Source organism: Prauserella muralis (genome assembly GCF_003202285.1).
Classification (GTDB): Bacteria; Actinomycetota; Actinomycetes; order Mycobacteriales; family Pseudonocardiaceae; genus Prauserella_B; species Prauserella_B muralis.
On sequence record NZ_MASW01000003.1, the window covers coordinates 1 to 17,001 of the forward strand.

Below are 17,001 nucleotides of genomic sequence, written 5' to 3' on the forward strand. Positions count from 1 at the left end.
CGCTCGATCGGTTGTTCGCCGCCGGTGAGGTCGACGTAGGCGTCGTTGACGAAGGCCTGGGCGACTTGGACGGGGTCGGGGCCGGTGTTGCGCACGGTGAGCGCGATGAACCCGGGGGTCAGTTCGGTGCGTTCCACGGCGAGCTGCTCGATCGGTGGCCCTTGCCGTTCGGGCAGTGTGCGGCCGCCGAGCATGGCCAATGCGATGAGCACGATGGCGACGATGGCGAGGGTCGCGATCGTGGGAGCCCACGACCGTAGTGTGGCCATTCGCGGGTTGCTCATTCGGTGACCTCGAAGAAGCCCATCCAGCCGAGCTCGGCGAACTCGCTCTTGTGCGCGTGGAACATGTACTTGCCGGGATGGGGAAACCGCACCTCGCAGATGCCTCGCTGGCCTTGCGCCTGCATGATCGTGTCGGTGTACTCGGCGGGTTGCAGGCTGGTGCCGGTCGGGTAGTAGTGGAAGAAGTTGCCGTGCAGGTGGAAGCTGTTGATCGGGTCGTACTCCAGTGTGTTCACCAGGTAGATCCGGACCAGCTCATCCCGTTTGACCTGGATGGGCTCGTGCATGTAATGGAACGGGATGCCGTTGACGGCGTAGAGCTGGTTGCCTTCGGCGTCGAAGGTGGTGTTGTAGCCGTGCATCACCATGACCAGCTCGTCGGCGGGCGGGCGGCCTGGCTTCGGGTCGACGATGAACGTGCCGTACAGGCCGCGAGCGATGTGCTCGGCCAGCGGCCCGACATGGCAGTGATACAGATGCAGCCCGAGCGGCTGGGCATCGAACTCATAAACCACGCTCCGGCCGGGCTCGATGACACCGGGACCGGCCTCGGGAACACCGTCCATCTCCGCCGGATGGATACCGTGGAAATGCATGGTGTGCGGATGGGCGGAGCCGTTGGTGAACCTCACCCGCAGCAGATCGCCCTCCGTGCAGCGCAGCGTCGGGCCTGGGACGCGCGAGTTGAACGTCCACGCGGGGAACCGCACGCCCGGGGCGACCTCGATCTCCTCGTCGGCGGCGAAGATCTCCCACTCGCGCTGCACCCGGCCGTCTGGGAGCCGGGACACGCGGCCGTAGTCGAAGTCGCGGAGGATCTCGGTCGGGTTGAAGCCGTTGGCCCGATGATCGACGGTGCTGGCCTCGCGGAAGGTCGGACCGTTCACGCCGCCGCCGGGCTGTGCGGCTTTCGGCTCTGGCGCGGCCGCCAACGCGCTCTGGACCCCCGCGGCCGCGCCTGCGGTGCCCGCGAGCATCCCGCCGAGAAGAAACCGCCGCCGCGACGTGGCGCGCATCAGCTACTCCTGCCATCTGACACCGGCCCACCAGCTCTCTTCGTAAGGGAGAATCCTCAATTTCGGCCAGCCTAACTTATGCGTATGCCCCTCCGAATACAAGGGGAGGCAGGTGACGTCGAGCGGTCGCGCGCTTCTACTATCGAGACTCGTACTATGACGTCCAGGTGTCAGAGGGTTGGGGCAGGTATGACGAGTGGTCGTAAGGCGAGGGCCAGCCGGCAAGGCTCCGCGGTGGTGACGTACAAGCCGAAACCGTGGGGCACCATAGCGGCGGCCATCGCCATTCTTGCACTGGCCGGGGTCGTGTTCGGCTATGCCATGATCAAGCTGTCGGCCAAGAACGAGCGGGTGGAAGCGCTCGCTGCCTGGAGGCCGTCGGAGGACAATCAGGATCCCTCCACGAAGATCGCCGGCGTAGTCACGAAGGACTATTCGAGCCGCGACCACATCAAGGTCACCCAGCGGGTCGCCTACGACCGGAATCCGGCGTTCGGCGGCGCCCACGACGGAGTGTGGGCGGAATGCACGGGCACGGTGTACTCGACGCCTGTGCGTACCGAGAACATCGTGCATTCCCTCGAGCACGGCGCGGTGTGGGTTGCCTACAACCCGGACAGCGTCGCCGGAGCCGACCTGGACGCGCTGAAGCAGAAGGTGTCCGGGCGGCAGTACACAATGCTGTCGCCCCACCCCGGCCTGGACGAGGCCGTCTCGCTCCAGGCGTGGGGCCGCCAGTTGAAGGTGGGCGGCGTCCGCGACGCCCGCATCGAGCAGTTCATTCAGGCGCTCGCCGGCAATCGCTACACCGCTCCCGAACCGGGGGCCACCTGCCAGGCCGCGCCTGGCCAGTTCGACGTCGGCAATCCGCCGGCCTTCGACCCGGCGCCGCCTGGACCTGATGCCGTGCCGGTCAATGGGTGAGCTACCGCCAGCGCAACGTCATCAGTAGCCCCGTGACACCGAAGACGAAGGCGACAACGAAGTTCCAGTTGCTGAGCTCGAACATGAACTCGATTTCGTCACCGGCGATGTAGAACACGGCCATCCAGCCGAGCCCGAGCAGCATCAGGCCGAACATGACCCCCTTGTAGATAGGGTGGGATGGCCCGGCCGCGCGCGGTTTGACAGGCGTGCGGCGATTCGGCGGCGGGGTGTATGCGGCCTTCTTGCGAGTCCTCGACTTGGGCATGTTTACTCCTCGCGTGTCTCGTGATGCGGCCGATCCGAGGATGTGAAGGCGACCGCGTGACGATGCGCGAGTGAGCCGCCGGTGAGGGCGGGCCGTACACCAGGATCGCGGTCATGACTAGACCGAAGTGGACCATCGCCACCGACTGCGCCTTCGTGTTCGAGGGAATAGGAAGGACATCGATGAGCCCGGAGATACTCGCGATGATCGCGCCCGCCAGCCCAATGCCGATCAACCAGTACGCGCCCCTCACCAGGAAACCGGGCTCGGCCGCGAACCGAGATGCGATGTCGAACACGAGGCTGGCCACCCAGCAGCCGATCGGCACGTTGACCAGGAGGGGATGCAACCGAAGCCGCGACCGCGCCGTCATGGGGATTCCCCCAGCATGCGATCGACCGCGCCCTGCACCTCGTCCGCGCTGCGGAAGACGAGGGGGTCGGTGATGCGCTCCACGGAGCCGTCCGGCCGCACGAGGTAGTTGACGGGCAGCACCGGAGGAACCCGCAGGGCCTTCAGCACGGCCTCGTTGCCGTCGTAGAGGGAGGGATAGGTGACGCCGAGTTCGGCCATGAACTCCAGCCCAGCCGAGGCCTGCTCCTTCACGTTGACGCCGAGCACCGGGATCGAGCCAGGGCGCGCGGCGTAGCTGGCGAGGACGGGCATCTCCTCGCGGCAGGGCACGCACCAGGAGGCCCAGAAGTTGAGCAGTGTCGGCTTTCCGGCGAGGGTTGTACCGAGGTCGACCATGCCCGGCGTGCCGAGGCAGGGGGCGCTGACACCGGCCAGCGGACCTCGTGGCGCGGGCGCGTCGGGGGAGGGGCTCGGGCAGGGCCGCATGGCAGCGCGCTCCCGCAGTGGGGCGAGTGCGGCATCCTCCTCCGGTGGACCGGCTGCGGGCAGCGAGGAGAGGGTGTTCAAGTCGACGGGCCCGCCATCCGTGTCCTCGTTGCCACCCCGTGGCCAGAGCGCGATGATGCCCGCCACGGCCAGGATTACCACGACGATGGTCCACCGTCCGGCACTCGTCATCCGCCACCTCCATGTCTACTAACAATGATAGTAGACTCAGATCGGTGGCCAGCCGAGGCGGGCGTAGAATGCGAGCATCCTGCTCATCAGCGCGGTCCAGCCTCCGGTGAGCACGGCGACGCCCATCGTGACGAGCAGCAGCCCGCCCACGATTTCGATCCGGCGTGCGTGCCGGCGCAGCCAGCCGAAGCCGGTCCCGCCGCGGGCGAGCCCGGAGGCCAGCAGCAGGAACGGCAGGCCGAGGCCGAGCGAGTAGGCCAGCAGGAGCAGCGCTCCGCGGCTCACGGTGGCGGTACTCGCGGCGGTGGCCAGAATCGACGCGAGCACCGGTCCCACGCATGGAGTCCAGCCGAACGCGAACGCCGCGCCCAGCGGCAGGGCTCCGCCCGGGCCGCGCCCGAAGCGGGTGAGGTCGAACCGAAATTGGCGATGCAGCAACGGGATCTTGATCAGGCCGGTTGTCGCCAGGCCCATGACGATGATCAATGTCCCGCCGACGATGTTGATCACGCGCAGATTGCTGGCGAGCAGGAAGCCGAGAGCCGACGAGGTCGCGCCCAGGGTGGTGAACACCGCGGAGAACCCGGCGACGAACAGCCCCGCACCCGCCAGCGTTCTACGGCGCTCCCGCACGGGCAGCCGCTCGCCGACGGGCGCGCGGCGAGAGAGTCCGGAGACGTACGAGACGTAACCGGGCAACAGCGGAAGCGTGCAGGGCGAGGTGAACGAGACGAGCCCGGCAACCAGTGCCAGCGACACCAGTGCGAAGAGCTCCACGCGCCTCGACCTCCGTTTCGCCGCTGCTGTCAACCCCCTTGCGGGGTGGTCGGCCTCAACCCGTAACCTACGATCATAGATAGTAATCAGCTTGCGCGTGAGCGCGTGTCCGGAGTCCGACTATGCCGAGCACAGTGTCCGATAACGACAACGTCGTGACGTTGGTGGACGTCGCGGTCGACGTCGAGCGAGTCTCCGTGCTGCGCGGCCTGGACCTGACGATCGCGGCGGGGGAGTCCATCGGCGTCGTGGGGGCGAACGGCTCGGGCAAGAGCACGCTGTTGCGGGTGCTGGCGACGTTGCTGCCGCTGGCGGGTGGGTACGGCCGGGTTCTGGGCGCCGAGCTGGGCACCGACGAGTGTTTCGCGGTGCGCCCGGGCATCGCGCTGGTCGGGCACGCACCGGCACTGTATCCGCGGCTGACGCTGGGGGAGAACCTGCGCTTTTTGGCCAGGCTGACGGGGCGCCGCGAGCGGGCCGCCGACGAGGCGCTCGAGGCGGTCGGCCTGGCGCGGGCCGTCGACCGGCGCGCCGAGGTGTGCTCACAAGGAATGCTGCGACGCGCGGAACTGGCCCGGGTCCTGCTCAGCCAGCCCCGGTTGCTGCTGCTGGACGAGGCACACGCGGGCCTGGACAAGGCGTCGATCAGCCTGGTCGAAGCCGTCGTGGAGCGAGTCCGTGACGGTGCCGGCGCGAGCGTGGTGGTCTCGCACGACCAGCCAAGGCTCCGCGGCGTGGCGGATCGGTTGGTCGAGATCAGCGGTGGACAGGCTCTCCTCGCGGGCGAGGAGGTGCCGGCATGACGCATGCGCTGTCCGCGGCACCTGGCCCGGTCCGGCAGTGTGTGGAGCTGGCGCGCAAAGATCTGCGGCTGGAGTTGCGCGCGGGTGAGGCGTTGTTGGTAACGGCCCCCTTCGGGGCGGTGGCGTTGCTGCTCGTGCCGCTGGCGGTCGGCAGCGACACGCCCCTGCTGCGGCAGGTCGGGCCGGGCCTGTACTGGGTGGTGGTGCTGCTGTTCGGGGTGCTGGTCGCGCTGCGGCAGAGCGCGGTTGACGACCCGGCTCAACTCGCGGTGCTGCGGTTGTGCGGCGTGCACCCGGCGGTCCGGCTGGCCGGGCGGGCGGCGGCGAACACGGTGCTGTTGCTGGCGTTCGAACTGCTGCTCGCGCCGGTCGCGGTGGTGCTCTACGACCCGGACCTCTCCGGCTGGCCCTGGCTGCCGCTCCTGCTCCCGCTCGTGGCGGTCGGCTTGGCGGTGCTGGGCACGCTGGCCGGTGCGCTCGCGCACGGGCTCGCGGGGCGGACCACTCTCGGGTCGTTGCTTGTGGTGCCCGTGGCGGCGCCACTCGTGGTGGGCGCGACGCAAACGATGGACGCCGCGCGTTATGGCCGTCAGCCGTGGGCATGGTTGCTGCTCGTCCTGACGGTCGACCTGCTGGTCACGGTGGCCCTGGGGCTGGCCGCGCGGCAATTGGAGGAGTCGGCATGAGCCGGATCTTGTTCGGACGTCGCCTGACCATCGCGGTCGCCGTGGCGCTCTCGGCGGGGCTGGTCGCGGCCATGCTTGCCCCACCCGATCGGGTTCAGGGCAACCTGCAACGCCTGATGTACATCCACGTTCCGGCGGCATGGCTGGCCTACCTGAGTTTCGCGGTCACCCTGGGCAGCAGCGTCGCCTGGCTGTGGCGGCGCCAGATGCGCTACGACCGGGTTGCCGCGGCCAGCGCCGAGGTGGGCGTGTTCTTCACCGGTCTGGCTATTGCGCTCGGGTCGATCTGGGGCAAGCCGACCTGGGGTGTGTGGTGGACGTGGGACCCGCGGGTTGTCACTACTGCGGTGATGTTCTTCGTCTACCTCGGGTACCTCGCATTGCGGCGCGCCACCCTCGATCCCACGGCACGGGCCCGGCGCTCGGCGGTGTTCGGTGTGGTGGCGTTCGTTCAGGTGCCGATTGTGCACATGTCCGTGGTGTGGTGGCGGGCGTTGCACCAGCCGCCGACGGTCCTCAAGCCCGGCGATCCCAGCATCGATCACGTGATGCTCGCGACCCTGCTGCTCAACGTGCTGGCATTCACGCTGCTGTACCTGCTCCTGTTGCGGGCGCGGACGAGGCTGGCGGCCGTCGAGGAGGAACTGGAGACGGCGCCGCTTGGCGAAGGGCAGGAGTTGGCCGGGAGCGCCGTGCTGGCTCCCCGTCTGGAGAGGTCGTAGACGCCGATGTCCCAATGGTCATGGGTTCTGCTCGGGTACGGCGTCGCCCTCGTGGCGATCGCCGGGTACGTGGCGTCGCTGGTCCGCCGGTGGGTGCGGGTTCGGCGCCGGGCGGGGGAGCGGCCGTGAAGCGGTACCGGCTATTGGCGTTCTCCGGTGTCGGCGTGGTGGCGATCCTGGCCGGGGTGCTGTTCTTCGGCAACCTCAACGACAACCTCGTGTACTACCTGACACCGCAGGAGGCCCTTGACCAGCGGGCAGATTTCCCCGACGGCAGGCGTTTCCAACTCGGCGGATTCGTCGAGAAGGACACCGTGGTCCGCACGCAGGATGGGCTGCGGTTCGTGGTCGCCTCCGGCACCGAGCCCGGCAGCCCCTCGGTCACGGTGGAACATCATGGCGCGCCGGCGCAGCTGTTTCAGGCGGGAATCGGTGTGGTGCTGGAGGGTTCCTGGCAAGGCGGCGAGTTCGTCTCCGACACGATGAAGGTCAAGCACGACGAGAACTACCAGCCGCCGGACTCCGGAGGCGATACCCCATGACCGTGCTGACCCCGGCTGCCGGGTGGGTGGGCATCCTGCTCGGGCTGGCCGGTTCGTTCGTGCTCAGCGTATTCGGTTTCCGCGCGCAGCGCCGACCGAGCGCGGTGCGCCGCAGCCAGTTGCGCTTCGCCGTGGGCTGCATGGTGGGCGGTGCCGTGCTCGCGATGACCGCGCTGGAAGTCGCGCTGCTCACCGACAACTTCGCCATGTCCTATGTGGCCGAGACGCATTCCCGCGCCACACCACTGTTCTTTACCATCACGAGCGCGTGGTCGGCGCTGGGCGGCAGCATCGTGCTGTGGGCACTGGTGCTCGCCGGCTACACGGCTGCGGTGCTGCGGCAGGTGCGCAGCACCGACGACCGGCTGGGCACCGGCGCGCTCGCCGTGCTCGGCCTGGTGAGTATCTTCTTCTTCGGCTTGGTGTCCACCGTGGCCAACCCGTTCAAGATCCTGCCCAACCCGCCCGCCGACGGGCCGGGCCCGAACCCGATCTTGGCCGACCACGTCATGGTGGCCTTCCACCCTCCCTTGCTCTACCTGGGTTTCGTCGGGTTCACCGTGCCGTTCGCCTTCGCCATGTCCGCGCTGCTGCTGCGCAAGGGCGGAGTGGAGTGGCTGCGCCGGACCCGGCGAGCCAACCTCGTGGCCTGGAGCTTCCTCACCGCCGGCCTGGTGCTAGGCGCGTGGTGGTCGTATGAGGTACTCGGCTGGGGCGGCTACTGGGCGTGGGACCCGGTGGAGAACGCCGCGCTGATCCCGTGGCTGGTGGCGACCGCCTTCATCCACTCAGCGGTGGTGCAGGTCAAGCGCGGCATGCTGCAGGCGTGGAACTTCGTGCTCGTCATTGCCACGTTCGCGCTCACCATCCTGGGCACGTTCCTCACCCGCTCCGGCGTGGTCGCCTCGGTGCACTCCTTCACCGAATCCGGGGTGGGCCCGGCCTTCCTGGGTTTCCTCGTCCTCGTGCTTGCTGTCGGCTTCACGTTGTTCGCGCTGCGCGGCGAACGCGTCGCCTCTCTGGCCCGCCCGGAGTCGCTGGCCAGCCGCGAGGGCGTGTTCCTGGCCAACAACCTGCTGCTGACGCTGTTCGCGTTCGTCGTGCTCAGCGGCACCCTCTACCCGATCGTCGTGGAGGCCCTCACCGGCGACCAGGTGTCGGTGGGCCGGCCGTTCTTCGACCGGATGGCCGTGCCGCTGTCATTCGCCCTGCTGCTGGCAATGGGCGTGGGTCCGTTCACCCCGTACCGGCACGCCTCACTGGGCGTTTTGTGGACCCGGCTGCGGGTCCCGTTGCTCCTGGCGAGCGCAGCTGCGGCCGCCGTGGTGCTGCTGGGCGGCATCTCTTCGCCCGGGGTCGTCGCGGTGACCGGCATCGCCGTGGCTATCGTCGCGGCCAGCATGCGGCAGCTCGTCGTCACCGCGCCGAAGCCACGGCACAAGGGCGTCCCGCGCGTGCTGCGCGGGCAGCGTGCTTACTGGGGCGGGCAGCTCGCCCACATCGGCGTGGCCGTGGTGGCCGTGGTCATCGCCGTCTCCGGTGCGCTCGCCACACGAGCCACGGTGATCGTCGACCGTGGACAGTCTGTGGAGTTCGCCCGGTACACGCTCACCTTCGAACGCAGCGAGGAGCACGCACAGCCGGACCGGCTGATCCGCGACGCGCACATCGTCTTTCGCGCCGACGGCGAGGTCGCCTGGACCGCGGAACCTCGGCTGAACAGGTTCAACAACCAGACCCAGGCGGTGGGCCAGCCCGCGGTGTGGAGCGGCCCGACCCGGGACATCTACGTCGCCCTCGCGCAACTCGGTGATGATCAGGTCTCGCTCAACCTCTATCGCTACCCGCTGATGGCCTGGCTGTGGGTCGGCGGCGCCCTGGCCGCGGCCGGCGGGTTCTGGGCCCTGAGCGGACGGACCCGCCGCCCGGCAGCCGAGAACACCGCGGAGCCGGTGATGGCGGATGCGTAGGCGCAGACTGCTCCAAGCCGGGCTTGCGCTGGCCATCGTCGCGCTGCTCGCCGTGGCAGTCGTCGGTCTGCTCACCGCTCGCCCCGGGACGCCGGATCGCGCCTATGAGCTCGAGCAGCGGCTGCGCTGTCCGGTGTGTAAGAGCGTGTCGATCGCGGAGTCCCCGTCGGAGACCGCGGAAGCCATGCGCGCCGTGGTGGCTGACCAGGTCGCCGCCGGCCGCAGTGATCAGGAGATCATCGACTACTTCCGCGCCCGGTATGGCGACTGGGTGCTGCTCGACCCGCCGGCGAGCGGATCGACCCTCGCCCTGTGGATGTTGCCGGTCGCCGCAGTCGTGATCGGCGGTGCCGTGCTGGTCCTGCTGCGCCGACGCCCGCCTCAGGATGAGTCGCTCACCAGCGAGGAGCGTGACCAGGTGAGACGGGCCGTGGAGCAAGCCCGATCCCGTGTCGACGATGAGGTCACGCCATGAACACCGTTCGAGAGCTGCTTGAACAGCGGCGTGACCAAGCCCTGCGGGACATCGTCGACCTCGAACGGCAGGTCGCCGACAACGAGATCCCCAAGGAAGCCGCCGAGAAGCTGCGCCGCCGCTACGAGGCGGCCGCCGCGCACGCGATCGACGCCCTGGAAACGGCCCCGTCCATCGAGGAGCAGGAACCTTCGCGCACGCCCCGGCGGTCCCGGGCCCGGATCGTCGCCTACGTCGCCGCAGCGGCTGCGGCGGTGTTCGCCGCCGTGGTGCTTCCCCAGTACGTGGCGACCCGGCCCGACGGCGGGTTCGTCACGGGCAACGAGGTGGCCCAGACACCGACCGGGACGGCACCCGCAAGCCCGGCACCGGCGCCGCGCGACCTGTCGACCGTCAGCGAGGCAGAGATGGAAGCGGTGGTGAAGGCCAACCCCACCGTCGTCGGGATGCGGCTCGCCCTGGCCAGCCGCTACCTGGAGAAGCGCAACTACGACAAGGCCGCCGAGCACTACGGTGTGGCGCTCAAGCAGGACCCGGGCAATCCCGAGGTGCAGGCCGGTGCCGGGTGGCTGCTGTTCAAAATGGGCCGGACCGACGCGGCGTTGCGGTTCGTCGACCAGGCACTGGCCATCGCCCCGACCATGCAGGATGCGTTGTGGTTCAAGGCGAACATCCTGCTCGAGGGGCGCAAGGACCCGGCCGGTGCACTCGCCGTGCTGCGCCCGCTCGCCCAGCGCGGCGACCTCGACGCGGACCTTCGCCAGCAGGTGCGGCAGCTGATCAGGGTCGCCGAACAGGCAGGCGGCCAATGACCACCACCCACGACACTGCCGCGTCAGGTCGTTCTCGCCAGTGGCGGCGTGTGCGCTGGATCGCCCTCGCGGTTGTCGTCGTCGCGGTGGGTGTCGGCGCGATCTTCGGCAGCCGCCTGGGCAAAGACCCCACCCTGGTCGACAGCCCACTCATCGGCAAGCCCGCTCCGGCCGCGAACCTGCCCAACCTGGAGGGCGACGGGGCCGTGTCACTGGCCGATCTGCGCGGCCAAATCGTCGTCGTGAACTTCTGGGCCTCCTGGTGCGTGGCCTGCCGGGAAGAGCACCCAGCGCTGGTGTCGGCGGCGAACAACTACCGGGCCGCGGGCGTCGTGTTCGTCGGCGTCAACTACCAGGACCAGCGCGGCGCCGCGATCCGCTTTCTCGACGAAATGGGGCGCGGGGATCCGTCCGCCTACCGCTACGTGACCGACCCCGGCTCCAAGCTAGCGCTGGACTTCGGCGTATTCGGCGTCCCGGAGACCTTCTTCATCGACCGTGCCGGAACCGTTGTCGGCAAGATCGCCGGACCGTCCAGCTACCAGCTGCTCTCGACATCCCTCGACGAGGTCCTCGCCGGCCGCACGCCGCGTTCGCGTACGGAGGGCTCCGTCCAACCCGCACCTGGCAGGTGAGGTCAGGTCACCGGTCGTGAGTGAAGAGCCGGGTTCTAACCCGGCTAAACACTCACGAGAGGTGACCTGCGCAGGTCTGGGCGTCCCGCAGAGAATCTACTAGCAGTGATAGTAGTATTCGGTGGTTGGCGGGCATCGCCTGACGTCCGAGAGGAGCTCCCGTGCCGCGCGATGAGGAAGCGGAGACGCAGGTGCTCACCGGCCTCGACTTCACGTCCCATTCGGGCACGCTGCCGATCACAGTGCCGAGACCGTCGGCACCACCGGACGGTGCTGTTCGCAAGACCGTGCGTACCTTCGGTGAACTGCTGGTCACCGCCGGGATCGTCGTGCTGCTTTTCGTCGTGTACGAGGTGTACGTGACGGACTGGGTCTCGGCCGGGAAGCAGCGCGAGGCCAGCGCAGAGCTCGACGACCGCTGGTCCAACGGCCGGCATGTCCGCACCGAGCCGATCGAGGGCAAGGCATTCGCGCGGATCTACATCCCGTCCTTCGGCGCGGACTACACGTTCACGATTCAGGAAGGCGTCGACGCCGCGACCTTGGAGATCGGCCCTGGCCACTACAAGGACACGGCGTTACCTGGCGAGCCAGGCAACTTCGCGGTCGCGGGCCACCGGGTGGGCAAGGGTGCCCCATTCAACGACCTGGACCTGCTGAACTCGTGCGACGCGATCGTCATCGAGACCGCTGACCGGTTCTTCGTATACCGCGTGCTGCCGATGAAGGAGGAGACGGGCAGCTGGGAAGGCGACCAGGGGCGAGAGTCCCAGTGCGTCAATGTCCCGACGTTGCGTGACCCCTCGGTGGCTGACGGCGGCCCGTATGGCGCGACATTCGGGCGCGTCATCGTCACACCGGACCGGCGTGATGCCGTGGCGCCGGTGCCGTACCAGTCAGGAGACGCGCTGCCCGCGGCATCGCGGGCATCCCTGCTTACGCTCACAACCTGCCACCCGAAGTTCTCCGCCCGCCTGCGGATGATCATCCACGCGGTGCTGACGAAAGAGTTCCAGAAGGAACCGGGCGCCGGGTACGGGGACCTGCTGCGCAGGATCGGGGAGGCCTGATGTACGCGTGGATATGGCGGCACCTTCCGGGCCCGGTGACCGCGAGGGTCGCGATCGCGGCGCTACTCGTCACGGGTGTGATCGCGCTGCTGATGTTGTGGATCTTCCCGTGGCTGGAGCCGATGTTGCCCTTCAACGAGGTCGCGGTCGACGACGGCTGACTGTTCGCGTCGACGGCGGGTCAGCCGATGACCGACTCGCACAGGGCGACGCCCGCTGCGGTGAATAATCCGGTGAACACCGGGCCGGCGCGCTTGTGGGCTTTCGCCTGCGCACCGGGTGCGGCTTACCGGAGCTTGGTGAGCAGGAGGCCGCGGTTGCGGGCTCGTGTGTGGATGACGGCGGCGAGGGCGATGCCCATGGCGGCGTGGGCGAGCAGGGTGGTGAGGAAGTAGCCGTTGACCAGGCTGTCGTACTTGTCGAGGCCGAACGGCCCGAATGTGGGGCCATGGGTGGCAGGGTCATCATGCCGACCTCGACGAAGGCTACGGAGAACAGCAGCGGTCCCCACCAGGGGATGCGGCCGAACAGGATGGAGTAGACCAGGGCGAAGGAGATGCCGTTGAAGAAGTGGTAGAGCGCGCCGAGGGTGTAGCTAGCGGGCGTGGGTCGCTCATGGGGCCAGCGCCGGTGATCATGTTGCCGAACATGGTGATCGAGTCGGGTAGGTAGCCCAGGTGGACCCGGCGCTGCGGATTTCAGGCGCTGTGGTCGATGCGCAGGCAGGCGGCCAGCGCGCAGGTGTTGTCCGCGGCCAGGGACCGGGCCAGCATCACCAACTCGCCCACGCGGGGGTCGGTGACCCGGTAGTGGGCGAACCGGCCGGCGCGGCGGACCTGCACGTAGCCGCAGTCGGCCAGACAGCCCAGGTGCGTGGAGACCCGGCCCTGGGACAGGCCCAGATGCGCGACGCACTCGGTGACGGTGTGTTCCTCGTGGAGCAGGAACTCCAGCAGCCGCAGCCGGGCCGGATCACCAAGGGCACGGAAGAACTTGGCCACCAGCTCCACCCCACCCACCTCGGTAGGCAGCAGCGTCGCCTGGGGTTGCGGTGTCTCGCTCGCAAGCTCGCTCACGTGGGATCGTCCTCCAGCCGGGGCCCTCATGTATCCGAATTGGCGAATATAAGGCTAGCATGGTTGTATCCGCTAGAGCGAATACGTCTGGTGCGGCTGATCGGAAGGGGACCTAGGGATGGGGTATGACCTGGCAGTCATCGGTTCGGGCGGGGCGGCGTTCGCCGCGGCCATCGCGGCACGCACCAAGAGCCGCACGGTGGTGATGATCGAACAGGCCACGGTGGGCGGGACGTGTGTGAACACCGGGTGCGTGCCCTCGAAGGCGCTGCTGGCCGCCGCCGAGGCGCGCCACGTCAGCCTGGACGGCCGGTTTCCCGGCATCGGCGTGACCCCGTTCGGGGTCGATCTGCCCCGGCTGATCGAGGCCAAACGGGATCTGCTGACCGCGCTGCGCGCGGAGAAGTACACCGATCTGGCCGCCGAGTACGGCTGGGAGATCGTGTCCGGCACGGCCCGTTTCGCCGACGGCCCTGCCCTGGAGGTCACGCCGTCCGGCGGCGGACCGGCGCGGCGCGTGGAGGCGCAGCATCACCTGATCGCCACCGGATCGACGCCGTGGGCACCACCGATCGACGGGCTCATCGAGGCGGGCTATTTGACCTCCACCACCGCGATGGAACTCGACACCCTGCCCGCCTCGATGATCGTGATCGGGGGCAACGCGATCGGCCTGGAACAGGCCCAGCTGTGGAACCGACTCGGCGTCGACGTCACCGTGGTGGAAGCGCTCGACCGGCTGGCGCCGTTCGAGGAACCCGAGATCTCCGCGGCGATCGCCGAGGTGTTCACCCGCGAAGGCATCGGCGTGGTCACCGCCGCCACCATCACCCGCACCGACCGCGACACCACCGGCTACCGGGTGGCGGTCACCGGCACCGACGGCCAGCCCGCCGAGCTACAAGCCGAGCAACTGCTGGTGGCCACCGGCCGCCGCCCGGTCACCGCCGGCCTCCACCTGGACGCGGTAGGGGTCAAGGTCGGCACGAGAGGCGAGGTCGTGGTCGACGAGCACCTGCGCACCGACAACCCCCGCATCTGGGCCGCCGGGGACGTCACCGGCCATCCGCAGTTCGTCTACGTCGCGGGTGCCCACGGCACCCTGGTGGCCGACAACGCCTTCGACAACGCGGGGCGGACGCTGGACTACCACCACCTGCCGCGGGTGACCTTCACCAGCCCCGCGATCGCCGCGGCCGGGTTGACCGACGCCCAGGCGGTCGAGCAGGGCTACGCGTGCGAGTGCCGGGTGCTGCCGCTGGAGTACGTGCCGCGTGCGCTGGTCAACCGCGACACTCACGGCCTGATCAAACTCGTCGCCGACCGCGACACCGGCCGCCTGCTCGGGGCGCACGTGATCGCCGAAGGTGCCGGGGATGTGATCGCTACTGCCGTCTATGCCCTCGCGAATAACATAACTGTGCGGCAGATGGCCGACCTGTGGTGCCCGTACCTGACCATGGCCGAAGGCCTCAAGCTCGCCGCGCAAACCTTCACCCGCGACGTGTCCACACTGTCCTGCTGCGCGTCATGACCAGCCCCCACCGGCGCCGACCCAAGCGCCAGACGATGACGATCGGCGACCTGGCCCAGCGGACCGGCGTGCCCGTGAAGGTGCTGCGCCGACACGAAGACCTGGGCCTGATCTACACCCTCGGCCGCAGTCCTGCCGGATACCGGCTCTTCGACGAAGACGCCCTATGGTGCGTGGACGTCATTCGGACCCTGCGGGCGCTGGGCCTGACCGAGGCCGAGATCCAGCACCTCGCCAACAGCCACGCCGACGGCTGCCAGCTGGTCGGTCCGCAACTCGCCGAAATGCTGCACCGCGTCCGCGCCCGCACCGAGACCCGGATCCGCGAGCTGGAACAGCTGCGGTGGCGCGTGGAGAACTTCGAGCGTCGCCACCGTGCCGCCCTGGAGGGCCGGGCCGTAGCCAATCCGTGGGGTGCGAACCCGCGATCGAGCCAGCACGAGGCTTGACCCTCCCACCGGTGGTCGACCCTAGCGTCGGAACAACCGGCTCGAACGACGGATGCACCGCGCCGCCTAAGCAGCAAGTCGCGCGGCTGCGAGAAGGGACACTCAGATGACCACGAACCACTTCGCCACCGACCTCGCCGACAAGCTGTTCGGCACCGACGCCGCCACCACCGGCACCAGCTTGATGCGCGCAGCGCTGCGGCTGCTCGCGCACGGCGAACCCATCACGGTCACCCAGCTCGCGACGGCAGCCGACGTGAGCGCCGCCGCCGTGGAATCCGCACCCGCCGCACAGGACATCGAATATGACGACCAACGCCGCATCGTCGGTTGGGGTCTCACGCTGAACCCGACACCCCATCGCTTCACCGTGCACGGCCACCCGATGTACGCCTGGTGCGCGGCCGACACGCTGCTCTTCCCAGCCATCATCGGCACCGCCGCACAAGTCGAATCACCCTGCCCGACAACAGGTACGCCGATCCGCATGACAGTCGACCCCGTATCCGGTGTCACCGACCTCGATCCGGCCACCGCCGTCATCTCCATCCCCAGCCCGGACGAACTGGCCCTCACACGGGTACGCGCCACCATCTGCAACCCCGGCCGCTTCTTCGCCACCGCCGACGCCGCTCGCGACTGGCTCGCGCAGCACCCCGGCGGGACCGTGCTACCGGTCGCCGACGCCTATCACCAACTCCGCCCGATCAGCGAGCGCGTGCTGGGCGAAAGCGACACGCACCTCTGCTGCTAGCCCCGCGACCGCGGCGCTACTCGTCACGAGTGTGATCGCGCTGCTGATGTTGTGGGTCTTCCCGTGGCTGGAGCCGATGTTGCCCTTCAACGAGGTCGCGGTCGACGACGGCTGACTGTTCGCGTCGACGGCGGGTCAGCCCATGACCGACCCGCACAGGGCGAGGCCCGCTGTGGTGAACAATCCGGTGAGTACCGGGCCGGCGAGCAGCAGCGCCGCGACGGCCGTCAGCAGCAGGCGGCTGCGCCATCGCCGGACTGCGCCAGGCGGCGCGGCAAGCCGTTCGACCCGTGCCGGCACGCCGACGCCGGTCGCGCCCAGCGCCCCAGCTGGCAGGCGGCCGGGACTCGACAATGCGAGCAGGGCTTCGAGCACCGTGCGGGCGCCGTGGGAGCGCACCGCGACGTCGTCGGCGCACATCTCCAACAGCTGAGCGACCTGGCGCGCCCCGGTGGTGAACAGCTCGATTCTGGGCAGGATCACGGCCAGTCCGCGGGTGACCGCCACGAGCAGGTGGTGCCGCCCGGCCAGGTGCGCCCGCTCGTGAGACAGAACCGCGTCGAGCTGGCGTTCCCCGAGCGCGTCCAGCGCGGCGCTGGTGACCACGATGGCGTGCGGGCGGCCCGCGACGCAGTACGCCAGGCGCTCCGGCGCGTCGAGGACCAGCACGTCCTGACCAGGCACGCGGTGCCCGACGATGCGTGCCATCCGCGCGTGCTGGTGGGTGTGTGTTCGCGCGCTGAGCAGTGCTCGGGCGAGCTTGCCGGCCAGCACCACAAGGGCAGCTGCGGCGCCGATGGTGAGACCGAGCAGACCGAGCTGAACCGGGAAGCCGTAACGCCCGAGGGCGACATCCCGTAGCGCGGCGAAGCACGCGCTGAGGAGGTGGCCGGGGCGATTCCAATCGTTCACGAGTTCGACGGCCAGGAACCCGGCGGCGGTGACCCACGACAGCACGACGCTGCCGATCGTGATGAGCCAGACCGCCACGCCAAGACGGGGCGTCACTCCGGCGCGGGTCAGGCGGGCGAGCAGGCGTGGCCCGAACACTGCGACGGTGAAGCCGTACAGCACCAGGCAGACCGCGACGCTCATGGCCGTTCCTCGCCGTCGTCTGCGTCCGATGCACCGAATACACGCACGTGGCCCTCCCTGGCCTGTTGGGTCCGTCT

The 17,001-nt window shown here is 69.0% G+C and carries 24 protein-coding genes and 1 pseudogene; 16 read left to right on the forward strand and 9 right to left on the reverse strand.

What is annotated here, in order from left to right; translation table 11 throughout:
* Both BAY60_RS19500 and BAY60_RS19505 read right to left on the reverse strand, forming a co-directional pair.
* A partial coding sequence (locus BAY60_RS19500) for a hypothetical protein (protein ID WP_211330399.1) occupies window positions 1-284 on the reverse strand: 284 nt, incomplete at its 3' end.
* Complete coding sequence (locus BAY60_RS19505) at window positions 281-1,300, reverse strand: multicopper oxidase domain-containing protein (RefSeq protein ID WP_112282497.1); 1,020 nt, start codon at window positions 1,298-1,300, stop codon at window positions 281-283. The genes BAY60_RS19505 and BAY60_RS19500, both read right to left, overlap by 4 nt.
* A 234-nt stretch (window positions 1,301-1,534) precedes the next feature.
* On the opposite strand from BAY60_RS19505, the gene BAY60_RS19510 reads away from it, so the two are divergent.
* A complete protein-coding gene (locus BAY60_RS19510) occupies window positions 1,535-2,224 on the forward strand; it encodes a thioredoxin-like domain-containing protein (protein WP_245992682.1) in 690 nt (229 codons plus the stop codon).
* A 1-nt stretch (window position 2,225) separates the two neighbouring features.
* Here the strand turns inward: BAY60_RS19510 and crgA are convergent, their stop codons facing one another.
* From crgA to BAY60_RS19525, 4 genes and pseudogenes are all read right to left on the reverse strand, one after another.
* Window positions 2,226-2,492, reverse strand: a complete 267-nt coding sequence (crgA, locus tag BAY60_RS19515; protein WP_112282499.1) for a cell division protein CrgA — start codon at window positions 2,490-2,492, stop codon at window positions 2,226-2,228.
* A 109-nt stretch (window positions 2,493-2,601) separates the two neighbouring features.
* A pseudogene (locus BAY60_RS38610) lies at window positions 2,602-2,865 on the reverse strand (DUF2231 domain-containing protein); the annotation flags it as partial.
* Entirely contained in the window at window positions 2,862-3,524 is a 663-nt protein-coding gene (locus BAY60_RS19520; protein ID WP_112282500.1) for a TlpA family protein disulfide reductase, read from the reverse strand. The gene BAY60_RS19520 and the pseudogene BAY60_RS38610, both read right to left, overlap by 4 nt.
* Before the next feature lie 36 nt (window positions 3,525-3,560).
* Window positions 3,561-4,301, reverse strand: a complete 741-nt coding sequence (locus BAY60_RS19525; protein ID WP_112282501.1) for a cytochrome c biogenesis CcdA family protein — start codon at window positions 4,299-4,301, stop codon at window positions 3,561-3,563.
* A 122-nt stretch (window positions 4,302-4,423) separates the two neighbouring features.
* Between BAY60_RS19525 and BAY60_RS19530 the strand changes: the two genes are divergently transcribed.
* The 11 genes from BAY60_RS19530 (at window position 4,424) to BAY60_RS37210 (ending at window position 12,177) form a co-directional block, all read left to right on the forward strand.
* Complete coding sequence (locus tag BAY60_RS19530) at window positions 4,424-5,104, forward strand: ABC transporter ATP-binding protein (protein WP_112282502.1); 681 nt, start codon at window positions 4,424-4,426, stop codon at window positions 5,102-5,104.
* Entirely contained in the window at window positions 5,101-5,790 is a 690-nt protein-coding gene (locus tag BAY60_RS19535) for a heme exporter protein CcmB (RefSeq protein WP_112282503.1), read from the forward strand. The genes BAY60_RS19530 and BAY60_RS19535 overlap by 4 nt, the downstream gene beginning before the upstream one ends.
* Window positions 5,787-6,512, forward strand: a complete 726-nt coding sequence (gene ccsA / locus BAY60_RS19540) for a cytochrome c biogenesis protein CcsA (protein WP_245992684.1) — start codon at window positions 5,787-5,789, stop codon at window positions 6,510-6,512. The genes BAY60_RS19535 and ccsA overlap by 4 nt, the downstream gene beginning before the upstream one ends.
* A gap of 6 nt (window positions 6,513-6,518) precedes the next feature.
* Window positions 6,519-6,641 (forward strand): hypothetical protein, encoded by a 123-nt coding sequence (locus BAY60_RS38355; RefSeq protein WP_281272740.1) that lies wholly within the window; start codon window positions 6,519-6,521, stop codon window positions 6,639-6,641.
* Entirely contained in the window at window positions 6,638-7,054 is a 417-nt protein-coding gene (locus BAY60_RS19545) for a cytochrome c maturation protein CcmE (RefSeq protein WP_112282504.1), read from the forward strand. Before BAY60_RS38355 ends, BAY60_RS19545 begins: the two co-directional genes overlap by 4 nt.
* On the forward strand, window positions 7,051-9,024 hold the full coding sequence (locus BAY60_RS19550; protein WP_112282505.1) for a heme lyase CcmF/NrfE family subunit: 1,974 nt from the start codon (window positions 7,051-7,053) through the stop codon (window positions 9,022-9,024). Before BAY60_RS19545 ends, BAY60_RS19550 begins: the two co-directional genes overlap by 4 nt.
* Window positions 9,017-9,499, forward strand: coding sequence for a cytochrome c-type biogenesis protein (locus BAY60_RS19555; protein WP_112282506.1), 483 nt, complete (start codon window positions 9,017-9,019; stop codon window positions 9,497-9,499). The genes BAY60_RS19550 and BAY60_RS19555 overlap by 8 nt, the downstream gene beginning before the upstream one ends.
* Window positions 9,496-10,311 (forward strand): tetratricopeptide repeat protein, encoded by an 816-nt coding sequence (locus tag BAY60_RS19560; RefSeq protein ID WP_112282507.1) that lies wholly within the window; start codon window positions 9,496-9,498, stop codon window positions 10,309-10,311. The genes BAY60_RS19555 and BAY60_RS19560 overlap by 4 nt, the downstream gene beginning before the upstream one ends.
* Window positions 10,308-10,946, forward strand: coding sequence for a TlpA family protein disulfide reductase (locus tag BAY60_RS19565; RefSeq protein WP_112282508.1), 639 nt, complete (start codon window positions 10,308-10,310; stop codon window positions 10,944-10,946). The genes BAY60_RS19560 and BAY60_RS19565 overlap by 4 nt, the downstream gene beginning before the upstream one ends.
* A 191-nt stretch (window positions 10,947-11,137) precedes the next feature.
* On the forward strand, window positions 11,138-12,016 hold the full coding sequence (locus BAY60_RS19570) for a class E sortase (protein ID WP_425466480.1): 879 nt from the start codon (window positions 11,138-11,140) through the stop codon (window positions 12,014-12,016).
* A complete protein-coding gene (locus tag BAY60_RS37210) occupies window positions 12,016-12,177 on the forward strand; it encodes a hypothetical protein (RefSeq protein WP_170160474.1) in 162 nt (53 codons plus the stop codon). The genes BAY60_RS19570 and BAY60_RS37210 overlap by 1 nt, the downstream gene beginning before the upstream one ends.
* A gap of 125 nt (window positions 12,178-12,302) precedes the next feature.
* On the opposite strand, the gene BAY60_RS36810 is transcribed toward BAY60_RS37210, so the two are convergent.
* Window positions 12,303-12,527: a hypothetical protein gene (locus BAY60_RS36810; RefSeq protein ID WP_146771044.1), complete on the reverse strand. Its 225-nt coding sequence runs from the start codon at window positions 12,525-12,527 to the stop codon at window positions 12,303-12,305.
* 187 nt (window positions 12,528-12,714) lie between these two features.
* The gene (locus tag BAY60_RS19580; RefSeq protein ID WP_342769780.1) at window positions 12,715-13,092 is read right to left on the reverse strand and encodes an ArsR/SmtB family transcription factor; all 378 of its coding nucleotides are present in this window, start codon (window positions 13,090-13,092) and stop codon (window positions 12,715-12,717) included.
* Window positions 13,093-13,210: 118 nt separating this feature from the next.
* Here BAY60_RS19580 and merA point away from each other — a divergent pair, with 118 nt between their 5' ends.
* From merA to BAY60_RS38615, 4 genes are all read left to right on the forward strand, one after another.
* Complete coding sequence (gene merA / locus BAY60_RS19585) at window positions 13,211-14,626, forward strand: mercury(II) reductase (RefSeq protein WP_112282511.1); 1,416 nt, start codon at window positions 13,211-13,213, stop codon at window positions 14,624-14,626.
* Complete coding sequence (locus BAY60_RS19590; protein ID WP_245992685.1) at window positions 14,623-15,075, forward strand: MerR family transcriptional regulator; 453 nt, start codon at window positions 14,623-14,625, stop codon at window positions 15,073-15,075. Before merA ends, BAY60_RS19590 begins: the two co-directional genes overlap by 4 nt.
* Window positions 15,076-15,181: 106 nt before the next feature.
* Window positions 15,182-15,829, forward strand: a complete 648-nt coding sequence (gene merB, locus BAY60_RS19595; RefSeq protein WP_112282513.1) for an organomercurial lyase MerB — start codon at window positions 15,182-15,184, stop codon at window positions 15,827-15,829.
* Window positions 15,765-15,944: a hypothetical protein gene (locus tag BAY60_RS38615; RefSeq protein WP_112282585.1), complete on the forward strand. Its 180-nt coding sequence runs from the start codon at window positions 15,765-15,767 to the stop codon at window positions 15,942-15,944. Before merB ends, BAY60_RS38615 begins: the two co-directional genes overlap by 65 nt.
* 20 nt (window positions 15,945-15,964) lie before the next feature.
* On the opposite strand, the gene BAY60_RS19605 is transcribed toward BAY60_RS38615, so the two are convergent.
* Window positions 15,965-16,924 carry a M56 family metallopeptidase gene (locus BAY60_RS19605; RefSeq protein ID WP_112282514.1) on the reverse strand — a complete coding sequence of 320 codons (960 nt, stop codon included), beginning with the start codon at window positions 16,922-16,924 and terminating at the stop codon, window positions 15,965-15,967.
* Window positions 16,925-17,001: the final 77 nt, after the last annotated feature.